Genomic DNA, 11,514 nt, shown 5'->3' with positions numbered 1-11,514 from the left:
CAGGGGAAACCGGGTATTGCTTTTGCCTCCGAAATGAGGTAATGACAACGACTTCCCCGGATTACCTTCCGGTTGTGGTTTCCGGGAATAGCTCCTTCGATTTTATCACATATGTCCTTTACTCTTCTAGCGCGGGATCCCTCCAGTTCAGCCAGGTGCGGTCGCCTGGTCCTTCCCCATGGCGTTGTGGAAACTCCCATTTTCATGCCGGTAGGAACGCAAGGTTCCGTCAAAACCCTGCATCCCGATGATCTGGAGGCTCTGGGAGCGCAGATTATCCTTGGCAATACCTACCATCTTTGTCTTCGTCCAGGGGATGTCCTTGTTCGCGAAATGGGGGGGCTGCATCGGTTTATCGACTGGAACAAGCCTATCTTGACGGATTCCGGAGGGTTCCAGGTCTGGTCCCTGGCCAAGCTTCGCAAGATTACCGAAGAAGGAGTCCGGTTTTCCAACCATCTGGACGGTGCATACATGATGCTTAGCCCGGAGAAATCCATGGAAATCCAGGCCAACCTCGGCAGCGATATCGCGATGCTTTTCGACGAGTGTCCCCCTTATCCCTGTGACCGTAAATACGCTGAAAAATCCTTGGGCTATACGCTTCGCTGGGCCAGACGATGCAAGGCGTGGATTGAGGAATATAAACCGCGTTCGGGTGATGGACGCCAGCACCATTTCGGAATTGTCCAGGGATCTATCTATGAGGACTTGCGCCGGCAGTGCGCCGAGGAATTGGCTGCCATGAACTTCGACGGTTACGCGATCGGAGGGGTTTCGGTCGGCGAGCCGGAAGAAGAAATGCTCCGTGCCATTGATCATGCGGTCCCCTGGTTGCCGGAGGACAAACCCCGTTATGCGATGGGGCTGGGCACGCCTCCTCAGATTTTGGAAATGATCTCCCGCGGGGTGGACATGTTCGACTGCGTGATGCCAACTCGTTTGGCACGGCACGGTGTTGCCCTGACTCCCGATGGTCCCATGCATATCAAGAACCAGAGATGGGCTGCGGATACCCGCCCGATCGACCCGGAAGGACACCCGTCGGTGGCTCGTTTTTCCCGGGCGTATGTCAGGCATTTGTTCAAAGCGGGTGAAATACTCGCTTTAAGGTTGCTTTCTTTCCAAAATCTTGAATTCTATCTGCGGATGATGGCGCAGGCGCGTGCTGCCATAGTGTCCGGAACCTTCGGCTCCTTCAAGGATGCCTTTATCGCGCGCTACAAAAATAACGAAATCTCATGAATCATATCTTAGCACAAGCCGCTGTCCTGGCACAGGCCTCAGCTTCGGAACAAGCATCTAGTGGTGGTATCCATCCGGTTATTCTTATCGTAGTCATGGCCTTGTTGTTCTGGGTACTCCTGATCCGTCCCCAGCGCAAAGCCCAGAAGGAACAGCAGGAACGTCAGAACAGTCTGAGAAAAGGCGACAAAGTCATTACCAGTGCCGGTATCCATGGCTCCGTCATTTACGTGGATACCAATACGGTGACTGTCCAGGTGGCCGAAGGGGTGAACATGAAGTTTGAAAAGAGCGCTATCGTTCACGTCATCAAGAAGGACGCCGAACTTAAGCAGGATGACAAGAAGTAATCCTCCAGCAATCATTTAATCAATCTTGAGGCCGGTTCGCATGGGCGAGACCGGCCTTTTTCATTTGATGCTTCGGCTGGCGGAATTGCACGGATAGGATAGGAACAAATTTTGCTTTTTATGCAACCCTCCTTCAATTACGGTGTTTACGAAAACAAGAGCATGAGGAATCAACTGATGAAAAATCGTGTCGTCCGGAGGCTGTCTGTTGTCATCCTGGCTTGTTGCGGGCTTTTGCCGGCTCTGGGGGATGACGTTCCTGGCCCTCCGCCGCCGCCCTCCCGTGCCGACCGATTGGCCCAGTTGTTGATGATCAGGGATATCATCTTGAAAAAATACGATACTAATGGCGATGACGTTATTGATGCCGGGGAAAAGAAAATCCTGCTCAAGGATGCGGAGGAGAATCGCCAGGAAGCTCGCAGGAAGTTCATTGAAAAATTTGATTTAGACAAAGACGGCAAACTTTCCGTTGAAGAGAAGAAGAAACTGCACGATCAATTTAAACAACAAAGACAGGCAGCCGAGGTGCATTTTCGCCAGGAAGACCGGAATGAAGCGGGAACAGCCGGGAAAAAGACTCATCCCCGTCCCGTCGGAGAAAATGGCCGGGATGTGTTGCCTCCGCCCCCTATTCCCCGGATTGTTGTAGAAAATTCGCACAAGAAAAAGTTTTTGGTCAGGCCTTCCTTGTTTTTACTGGCTCAATCGTTGATTCTGAAGAAGTATGATTCCGATGGCGATGGTGTGTTGTCCCGGGATGAAGTGGATGTCGTGATTAGAGATTCTCGCAAATTGTACGCTGACAAGGCGAAAGCCATGCTAGCCCTGTATGATAAGGACGGTGATGGCCTTTTGAGCGATGAAGAACGAAAAGCGGCTCTTGAGTCCATTCGCCGGATTCGTGAGAAACAGGAGGATGATAGTGCCGATATGGATGACATTGACCTGTTTATTCAAGAAACCTACGATACGGAGTTGATGGAAAGCTTGGAGGAAGGTTATACCTTGCTTCAAACGGAAGAAGAGGGAAACGAGTAAATTCCCGGTTGCCTTTCCTGAGAAGGGATTGCATAGTAATGTCCATGTCTCGGGAAGAGGAAGAGTTTCTTCGGTATCTGCTGGTGGAAAAGCAGGCTAGTTCGCATACGCACGAAACGTATACCCGGTCTTTGCGATTGTTCCGGGAATGGATGGGGGAACGTTTTTCCTCCTGGCAGGCATGTTCGGCAGATGACTTCCGAGGATGGCTGATGACTGGTTTGATGGGGGAAAAATCGTCTGCAACGTTGCGATTGCGTTTTTCCGCTTTGCGCTCGTTATTCCGTTTCCTGTTGAGAAGAGGGTATGTGGAGACCAACCCGATGGCTGAAGTGTCCCTGCCTAAAAAACACGTCCAGTTGCCGGTTTTCCTTTCCATCGACCAGATGCTGGAATTGTTGGAATTGCCTTACCGTCTGCCTCTGTCTCCGTCGTCTCCCGACTGGCTGCCCTATCGTGATGCGGCAGTGCTTGAATTGTTTTATTCCTGTGGTTTGCGGCTCAGCGAGCTGGTGTCCCTTGATGTCAGAAGCGTCAATCACAACCGGAAAATTCTGCGAGTGACAGGCAAGGGAAACAAGCAGCGTATCCTCCCCGTCGGAGATCCCGCCTTGGCGGCGTTGGATGAATATGTCCGTCGCGCCCATTTGCCGGAAACATCCCCCCTCTTCATCTCCCGGCTCGGGAAAAGGCTGAGTGGTCGTTCTGTGGAACTTCTTTTGAAAAAGTACGTTAAGGCATCATCAATTCCCTTTGATATCTCTCCTCACAAACTGAGACACACATTTGCGACGCATATGCTGGATGCCGGGGCGGACTTGCGCTCCGTTCAAGAACTTCTGGGGCATGCATCTCTCTCTACAACGCAAATCTATACCCATGTGACGCGATCCCGGCTGGCGGATGCGTATCGTATGGCGCATCCTCGTGCATCCATATGAATTTCATCCCTGAATTGACATTTGTAGCCTATCTTCTGATGTCTCAGGCGAGTCCAGGGCCGGATCAAACGCTGGTAACCCGGACGAGTCTTGCCCATGGTCTGAAGGCAGGAGTGGCTGTTTCGCTCGGTATTGCTACGGGAGCCATTTTTCAGGCTGCCTTGGCTTGTACGGTCGGCTCGGCTCTTTTACAGAGTGCATGGGGCAGTTTGTTTTACTATTTGGCCGGCTGCTGGATGGTGTATCTTGCATGGAAAATTTGGCCGAAGAAAGGAGCCTTTGTTGGCGGCGATGCGACGGAAGAAGCGGAAGAGCCGTCCCTTTCCCGCTGGGGGGTGTACCGCGATGCCATGATTTGCAATGTGACTAATCCCAAGTGCACATTGTTTTTCATGTCCCTCTCCGCTCCCTTGCTGAATGTCCCCCATAGTGCGGGGTATACCGTGTTTGTCGTGGCTCTGACCGTTGTGACGTGTGCCATTGGATGGATTTTGTGGGCCTGGGCTTTCCAGTGGGCGCCTGTTCGGTGCTTGTATGCGAAGTATACGGTGGCGATCGACCGGATATTTGCTTTGGCTCTGCTTCTTTTCGGTCTTTTGTTATTTACTTCAAAGTTGTTTATGGACAACAACTAATGCTTATTTTGAAGCTGAGGTCAGGAAAAAACAAAAACTCAGCTATTGACAAAGCTCCGAGAATAGACGATACATTCGCACCCGCTCAGGAACTGAACACTTGTGTTGCAATTGCTGTAACATGGGTGGGCGGACAACATCTTTCACTATAATTGATATGGCAGTAGCAATCAGACTCACCCGTCAGGGCTCCAAGGATCGCCCGTACTACAAAATCGTCGTCACGGATAGCCGCGCTCGTCGCGATGGTCGTTTCATCGAACAGGTCGGATCTTACGATCCGATGAAAGAAGGCATTAACTATACTATTGATCTTGCCAAGGTTGATTCTTGGATTTCTAAGGGTGCCCAACCTTCTGAAACGGTGGCATCCATTATTGACAAGACCCGCAAGCAGGGTTGAGTCAAGTTTATTATGTTATTTTGATTTTTTGTGTAAACAAGCCTGCTCGGGAAACCGTCGCAGGCTTGTTTGCATTTTCCTCTTATGGGAAATTGAATAGTTGAGGAAAGATGGCTTTTTGACGAGTTGCCGAAAAAAAGCAAGGGCGAACTACAGGCCGTAAAACTCTAGAAGATATTCTTTGATACCGTTTGTTTCCGGTGTTTCGGGGAGAGTTGAATGTTCAAATGCTTCAATCATTTCTTCGTTCTTATCGTCGATCATTTTCAGAAGTTCTTCGTATTTGTATTGTCCGTTCCTGATGGATAGAAGGAAATCTCGATCTTGGGATCGATTGACGAAAATTCTGCCTTCCCGGGCGATTTCGATAGCGGTTTCCATGATGCGGAATGTATGCATCATGTTCTTGGTATCATAATATGTTCCCGAAACAATGGTATTGCAGTTGGTAATGAAGCGCTTTTCATTCCGTTTTGCCAGCCATTCCTGATACTCCCGATATTCCCGGCAGTGTCTGGCATATTCCTGAAAGTTGATGGAGATATATCCGACGATTTTGCTTTCGGAGGGTACGGATGTCAGGATAACATTATCCCTTGTCTTGGAAAAAATACCCTTGGAAGGGTATTCATAGATGCAATACATGTTTTCCGCATGATCAAGCTTGCATAGTGCCAGAGTCTCTTGAGTTGCTTCGGGATGAGTGTGTCTATATTCCTCAAACCATTGGCGGAAAGGATAGGTATATTGTCTGTCCAGAACATATGAGAATTCATCCAATCCTTTGCATCTCTCGACTGGATGAACTGCTTTTTTGTTGATACTAGTTGCTTTTTTGACCTGCATGTAAGCATATTGTCCATAAGTGTACCGGCATTTTTTAGAGAGGATGGCTATGTTGTTCATCATCTCGTCAAACAAGGGATGCCTGTATTTGGTGCAATCTTTCTCCGTGTACAGCAGTTCCAGAGCGGAAGGCGTGTTGTCGCAGAGTTGGCTGAGGTATTTTCCCAATTCCGTAAACAGGATGTCGGACTTCTGATCTTGAACGACCTCCCGATATTGTCGCATCAAATAATTCTTGATGGGAGCCTGATAAACTCCTCGAATATCAAGATCGGAATCACGGGTATTCAATCCATAGGCATGGCTTCCGCCTATACAGTGTAGGAGTGTATGATCGCTTATGTTGGATAGAGTAATGTTAGATAGAATATTCTTCATGCCTGCTATGGGCGTGATTTCATGCTTCTCGGCGGGAGCTTCCGCTGAAGGCGAATAGGGTCAGAAGTCCCCAAAATCCGCAGATGATGTAAGTCCATGTCTTGATATTGGCGAGTTTGGCCTCTTTTTCTTCAAGTGCCTTCTGCATTTTGTAATTAGCCTCGCGATTGAGGATATCATATTTATTTTGGAGCTTTTTCTGCTGGAGGGCGAGGTCGGTTCGTTTCTGCAGGAGGGGAGAGCTGACTGAGGGAACTGGGTTTTTTGTATGTTGGAAAGAGGTTGTTTCGTCCGCCTCCTGTTGGATGGAAGAGAGATTGTCGATCTCTCTGGAGATCTCCTGCTGGTTTCTGTTGTTTTTTGCCTGGAATGCCCTGTAGGTCTTTTCGGCTTGTTCGAGTTGGAAGATCAGTTTGTTTTCCTCTTTTTCCTGAATCTTCTTCAATCGGTCATGTTTTGCGTTCATATTGGCGACGAGCCTGGCTTTCTGTGCCGGCCAGTTTGGATTTACCTTGCTGGCATGGGAGACATTGTTTTCCCTGCGTTCCCGGTTGAAGATGGCTTCTCTGTCTTTGGCTATAGTAGCATCCAGTTCGCCGCGGAGGGATTGGATCTTGTCATTGAGGTTTTCCTGAAGCTTTTTGTATTTTTTGTCGACGAGGAGGCGATGTTCGTCCAGAGACTTTTGTTTTTGGATGAGTTTTCCCCGTTTGCCCTGGATGGCTATCTCCTGAATATTGCGTTGTTCGACGAATTCTTCTTTTTTTTCGGCCAATGCTTTGTCGAGTTTCAGGATTTCATCGTGGACGCGTTTCATATCGGAATCGATGCGTTCCAGGTCGCTTCCTGCTTGTCGGATTTTTAGTTGAAGCTCGGGAATGCCCGCTTCTTTCCTGTAGGATTCGTGGAACCAATAGCCAAGTCCCCCGGAGATGAGCAACAGGAGAAGGAGTATAAATCTCATATCGTCCTCATTAAAGGACTAATGAGGCTCAGGATTCAAGCTGAAACCCTGAAGATAGCGGCATTTTTGTATTTTATCGGGAAAATGCGAGGCTGTTTACGCATTGACACAGGCGGCAACTTTGTTGCGATCCGTTTCGACGGTTTCAAATTCGGAGGTAACGGCGCAACTGCCCATGGGAACATTTTCATTGCGGAATTCCATTTTGCTGAAAATTGTACTGCGAGCCGAAGTGTGGAATTCCCTGGCTCCCGTTTCCGATTCAATTTGAGCGATGTTGGTCTCCCTGACTCCGCATCCCGGCATGACGATGATGCGGTCTCCTGCTTGCTGTACGAGGCGGGAGATCATGGGAATGCCTTTGACTGCGTCGGGTTGCTGGCCCGAAGTCAGTACTCTGTCGCATCCCAGATCAATGAGTTGTTCCAGAGCCTGGAATGGATCCCGGCAAACGTCGAAGGCACGGTGGCAGGTGACGGAGAGGGGGCCGGCTGCTTCCTTGAGGCGTTTCATCAGGGGCATGTCGAGATCTCCCTCTTTGGTGAGGCAACCGAACACGACTCCTTGGATGCAGAGCTGGCGGCATATTTCGATATCGTGCAGCATGGAGCGGATTTCAGCCTCTGTATACAGGAAATCTCCTCCACGCGGACGGATGATCACATGGATAGCGATATGGTTGACCAGTTCCCGGGTTGTCAGGATTTCACCATAACTGGGCGTTGTCCCGCCTTCCGGGATTCCGGCGCAGAGTTCGACGCGAGCGGCTCCTCCCAATTCGGCTTCCAGACAACTTTGGGCGGAATTGGCGCAGATTTCGATGATTCTTGGCATGGCTCTTGATAGCGTTCGTGTGATTTTCAGGGACGGAGAGAGGAATAATAAGCAAGGATGGCAGATTCTCCAATTGCAGGATGGCGAAATGATTCCGAGGAATGAATGGTGATGTCCCATGGAGTACCGGGGCGGGTGGAGGCCCGGGCTAACTGGCGTGCTGTGTACTTGTCGTATTTGTTCCAGATACTTTCAAGGAAAGCCTCTATTTGATCGTCATGTTCGAGGGGCGATTGCCGACGGCTGGTATGTTCGATAGGATGGCAGAATCCTTGTTCCTTGTATTCGTGATAGAGGGTAGGCAGAACGGGCCCGTTTTCCCATGCTTCGGTGGATTCGTTCATAAGGGGGATACCGAAGTCGCGCAGATATTCGTGGCAGGCCAGTACTGACAGGTGAATTAACTTGGCTGGCGTCAGGGGCCTGTCAATGGACTCTGCCTTGGTGATGAACCAATAGGCGAGTTTTTGAGATGTGATGTTCATACGGGAAGAAGAAACTTGGGAAGATAATTGCCCTGCCTGTCGGAATCGAGGGGAAGGGCTTTTGGAATTTTCTATCATGAATATCTTCAGGATGATTGCCATTTCTCAGACATAATCGTTCTGGCGCATTTCTGCCCGGAAAAGAATACGAAGGAAGAAAGAGCAGGCGTTGAACGACCGGAGAGGTGGATATGTCTATTCCGTCAAGATAACCGGAGAAAGAAAAATGACGATGGAATGGTTCAATCAAATCTTGTTCGGAAATATGGAATCAGTAGGGCAACTCGTTTTGAGGATTACTCTTGCAGTTGTATTGTGGCCTCATGGCGCCCAGAAAGTGTTGGGCGCGTTCGGCGGTGGCGGATGGAGCGGCACCTATGAGGCATTTACCCGGAATATGGGCATTCCTGCTCCATTGGCTGTTGTGGCCATGCTGACGGAATTTTTGGCTCCTGCAGCTCTTGTTCTGGGATTAATGACACGTCTTGCCGCCCTGGGGTGTGCTATTCTGATGCTGACGGCCATGCGTCTTCATGTCCGGAATGGATTTTTCAGCAATTGGTCCGGCAAGCAGGCTGGGGAAGGAATCGAGTATCACATCCTTTTTGCAGGAGCTGCACTTGCCTTGTGCCTGACTGGTCCGGGAGCTTATTCTTTGGATGCATGGCTTGCGTCATTGTAAGAAGCAGGGGCAGGACTTAGGGTTTCGTGATATTTATGGAAGCTTTGTCCGGCCACGGTACCGGGGTTCCGGCTGGAACCCCGAATGCATTTCCGGCCTTATAGGTGGGCATTTGAGCATTGCGCTCTTTGAGCAGTTTCGTCATGGTCGATGCCATGGAGCGCACGCGATCGGGATATTTCTCTGCCAGATTGTTGGTTTCGCTGATGTCTTCTTCAATGTTGAATAGTTCGAACTTCTGGGTCGGATGCCAGTAGATCAGTTTCCAATCCCCTTGCCGGATGGCGGAGAAGGGTGAATAACAACTGTGGTTTGAGGCTCCTTCTCCCCAGATGTTGGGAGTATGGAAGAGCAGGGGGCGGTTCTGGGCGGTTTTTTGTCCCTTCAAGAGCGGCACGAAACTGATACCGTCTATCTTTTGTTCCGTGCGGGGATTCCTGACCCCTGCCATTTCCAGAATGCTCGGGAAGAAGTCTTCTACAATGACGGGAGTATCGGTTCGGGAACCGGCTTTGGTGACACCTGGCCAAGAGACGATCATCGGTTCTCGGATGCCTCCTTCCCTTCCGGAGCCTTTACCGAATGAAAGAGGGAAGTTGGCGAGCTGGTTGCCCAGTCGTCCGCTGATGGCAAGGCCGCCGTTGTCTCCCATGAAGAGGATGATGGTGTTCTTGTCCAGATTGTTGGCCCGGAGGTAGTCCATGATGTCTCCCAGGCTCTTGTCCATGCCTTCGATGAGGCCGGCATACCGTTTTTCATTGTCCGACCAGGGTTTGCCGTCCTTGGGATCCTTATAGTTGTCGGCAAAGCGTTTGTCATACCCTCTTTGATCGAATGGAGCATGGATGGCGTAATGCGACATGTAGAGGTAGAAGGGTTTCTTGGCAGTATTCGGATCCTTGCGGATGGCATCCAGCCTGCTGAGTGCTTCCCGGGTGAGTGCTTCCGTGAGGAAGGTATCGTTTTCGTAATAATTATTTTCGTCGAGTCCGCAAACGTGGAAGGGCCCTTTCCCGTATTTCTGGGAGCCTCTGTAGTCGGCGGGGCCACCGATTTCCGTGCCGGCGATGTTGAAGTCAAAGCCGAAGTTGAGCGGATCCGCCCCGGGGGTGTCGCGCGTACCCCAGTGGGCCTTGCCGCAGTGGATGGTTGTATAGCCCTGTTGCTTGAGGAGGAAGGGGAGACCGGTTGCTGCCACATAGGGCTTTTTCATTGTGTAGGAAATAGGCTCTCCCGTGAGTGGCTTTTTGGTTTTTCCGCTGGGTTTGGTGCCGGCGGGCTGGATGCCGTTGATATTCCAATCACCGGGGGGAAGTACGACCGGACTGGAAGCATCCGTACTGACGTCGCGCTGAAGAGTCCAGTTGGTGACTCGGTGGCGGGCTGCATTCATACCGGACATCAGGCTGACACGTGTGGGAGAACAGACGGGTTGTGCGTAGGCATTGGTGAAGACCATGCCCTGCTGCCCTAGTTTTTCCATATTGGGGGTTCTGTACCGTTTGTTGAGGAAAGTCTTTTTGGGCTTCCCCTGCTTGTCGTACCAGAAAGGGAGCGATGTATCCTGCCATCCCATGTCGTCAACGAGGAAGAAAATGATATTGGGCTTTTGCCGTGTAGATGAGGAATCCCGGGCTTGTGCGAGGGAGGGGAAATTTGCAAAGACGAGTACAAATGTCAGGAGGGAGGTAAATAATTTCATGACGACGTCGGGAACGGTTACTAAGGAAACATATCAATTGAAAAATGGGATGGAAAGGAGTTTTTGACGTATTATTTCGGTTCTGCATTTATTGCTGAAGGCACGGAATGGACTTGGTGGATGGAGACTGGATTGTATAAGATTATATCGATGTCTTTTGTCCGCTTGATCATGGTTATCCTCTCAGGTGTTTTGTTGACGTCTGTCCAGTTACAGGCGGCTCCTCGCGTGGAGACTTCTTCAAGAACCGCAACTGCCGCATCCAAACCTGTTCCGCGTGTGAATCTGAATGCAATGGTACTCAAGGCGGTGGCATCCATGCCCCGGGGAGGAGGCTACTCCACTTCCCGGGAAGCTCTGGAACGGATGTGTACGGAGGCGGTCTCATGGAATGCCCGTGCGGAGAATCTTCGCCTGAATCCCCGGAAGGCGACTCCGTCGTTTTGCTCGGAGGCCGCTTATTTTGTTTTTCTGCTGACTCTGCAGCATTGGGAAAAGGCGATCGGGATGCGTTTACCCGGCAATGTGTGGCAATATTTGGCCCCGAGGTTTCCCCAACCGGATGGTTGCGGCGCCTGGGGAAGGATGAATGCCAATGGTCCGGGAATGGCGAAATGGGCTAGAGATTTGGGATTCGGCGTGAATTTTACGGATGTATCCAAAGCTTTTCCGGGAGATTTCCTCAAGATTTTCTGGACAGATGAAATAGGATCCCGGGAATTTGGGCATTTTGTCGTTTTCCTCGGTTTGGAACGGGATAAGGCAGGGAAACCGACTCTCCGGTTCTGGTCTTCCAATCAGGGTATGGGATATGGAGTGAAGAGCGTTTCTTTGGATTCCTGTAAACGACTTTTGTTTACACGGTTGACGAATCCGGCAGCATTGGTGAAATACAATCGTCTTCCGGAAACGGATGAATGGCTGGCTTCTTTACTGCAGAAACGAGTGAGTGTCAAAGAAATGAATCGCATGTGCAATCTGCCTGAGAAAGGAAGCCGGTGAAAAACG

The 11,514-nt window shown here is 50.3% G+C and carries 13 protein-coding genes; 8 read left to right on the top strand and 5 right to left on the bottom strand.

The genetic code is table 11. The annotated features are described in order from the left end of the window. Positions 1-111 precede the first annotated feature (111 nt). From tgt to rpsP, 6 genes are all read left to right on the top strand, one after another. On the top strand, positions 112-1,245 hold the full coding sequence (gene tgt, locus QET40_RS01935; protein ID WP_280125486.1) for a tRNA guanosine(34) transglycosylase Tgt: 1,134 nt from the start codon (positions 112-114) through the stop codon (positions 1,243-1,245). Then, positions 1,242-1,595 carry a preprotein translocase subunit YajC gene (gene yajC, locus QET40_RS01930; RefSeq protein WP_280125485.1) on the top strand — a complete coding sequence of 118 codons (354 nt, stop codon included), beginning with the start codon at positions 1,242-1,244 and terminating at the stop codon, positions 1,593-1,595. Before tgt ends, yajC begins: the two co-directional genes overlap by 4 nt. 120 nt (positions 1,596-1,715) lie before the next feature. Next, on the top strand, positions 1,716-2,636 hold the full coding sequence (locus tag QET40_RS01925; protein ID WP_280125484.1) for a hypothetical protein: 921 nt from the start codon (positions 1,716-1,718) through the stop codon (positions 2,634-2,636). 44 nt (positions 2,637-2,680) lie between these two features. Continuing rightward, entirely contained in the window at positions 2,681-3,577 is an 897-nt protein-coding gene (locus QET40_RS01920; protein WP_280125483.1) for a tyrosine recombinase XerC, read from the top strand. Further along, positions 3,574-4,212, top strand: coding sequence for a LysE family translocator (locus QET40_RS01915; RefSeq protein ID WP_280125482.1), 639 nt, complete (start codon positions 3,574-3,576; stop codon positions 4,210-4,212). Before QET40_RS01920 ends, QET40_RS01915 begins: the two co-directional genes overlap by 4 nt. Positions 4,213-4,369: 157 nt before the next feature. Further along, positions 4,370-4,615 carry a 30S ribosomal protein S16 gene (gene rpsP, locus QET40_RS01910; protein ID WP_280125481.1) on the top strand — a complete coding sequence of 82 codons (246 nt, stop codon included), beginning with the start codon at positions 4,370-4,372 and terminating at the stop codon, positions 4,613-4,615. Between the two features lie 150 nt (positions 4,616-4,765). Here rpsP and QET40_RS01905 read toward each other — a convergent pair whose 3' ends face one another. The 4 genes from QET40_RS01905 to QET40_RS01890 form a co-directional block, all read right to left on the bottom strand. Then, on the bottom strand, positions 4,766-5,839 hold the full coding sequence (locus QET40_RS01905; protein ID WP_280125480.1) for a nucleotidyltransferase domain-containing protein: 1,074 nt from the start codon (positions 5,837-5,839) through the stop codon (positions 4,766-4,768). A 19-nt stretch (positions 5,840-5,858) separates the two neighbouring features. Then, the gene (locus QET40_RS01900; RefSeq protein WP_280125479.1) at positions 5,859-6,803 is read right to left on the bottom strand and encodes a hypothetical protein; all 945 of its coding nucleotides are present in this window, start codon (positions 6,801-6,803) and stop codon (positions 5,859-5,861) included. 96 nt (positions 6,804-6,899) lie between these two features. Beyond that, a complete protein-coding gene (locus tag QET40_RS01895; RefSeq protein WP_280125478.1) occupies positions 6,900-7,637 on the bottom strand; it encodes a copper homeostasis protein CutC in 738 nt (245 codons plus the stop codon). Positions 7,638-7,663: 26 nt separating this feature from the next. Next, positions 7,664-8,122 (bottom strand): type II toxin-antitoxin system antitoxin SocA domain-containing protein, encoded by a 459-nt coding sequence (locus tag QET40_RS01890; protein WP_280125477.1) that lies wholly within the window; start codon positions 8,120-8,122, stop codon positions 7,664-7,666. 265 nt (positions 8,123-8,387) lie between these two features. Between QET40_RS01890 and QET40_RS01885 the strand changes: the two genes are divergently transcribed. Continuing rightward, positions 8,388-8,804 (top strand): DoxX family protein, encoded by a 417-nt coding sequence (locus tag QET40_RS01885; protein WP_280125476.1) that lies wholly within the window; start codon positions 8,388-8,390, stop codon positions 8,802-8,804. A 16-nt stretch (positions 8,805-8,820) separates the two neighbouring features. Here QET40_RS01885 and QET40_RS01880 read toward each other — a convergent pair whose 3' ends face one another. Further along, a complete protein-coding gene (locus QET40_RS01880) occupies positions 8,821-10,506 on the bottom strand; it encodes a sulfatase (RefSeq protein ID WP_280125475.1) in 1,686 nt (561 codons plus the stop codon). Between the two features lie 171 nt (positions 10,507-10,677). On the opposite strand from QET40_RS01880, the gene QET40_RS01875 reads away from it, so the two are divergent. Continuing rightward, the gene (locus QET40_RS01875; protein WP_280125474.1) at positions 10,678-11,508 is read left to right on the top strand and encodes a hypothetical protein; all 831 of its coding nucleotides are present in this window, start codon (positions 10,678-10,680) and stop codon (positions 11,506-11,508) included. Positions 11,509-11,514 lie beyond the last annotated feature (6 nt).

It is taken from the genome of Akkermansia sp. N21169, assembly GCF_029854675.1.
Classification (GTDB): Bacteria; Verrucomicrobiota; Verrucomicrobiia; order Verrucomicrobiales; family Akkermansiaceae; genus Akkermansia.
This window is presented reverse-complemented; position numbering and strand designations above follow the sequence as displayed.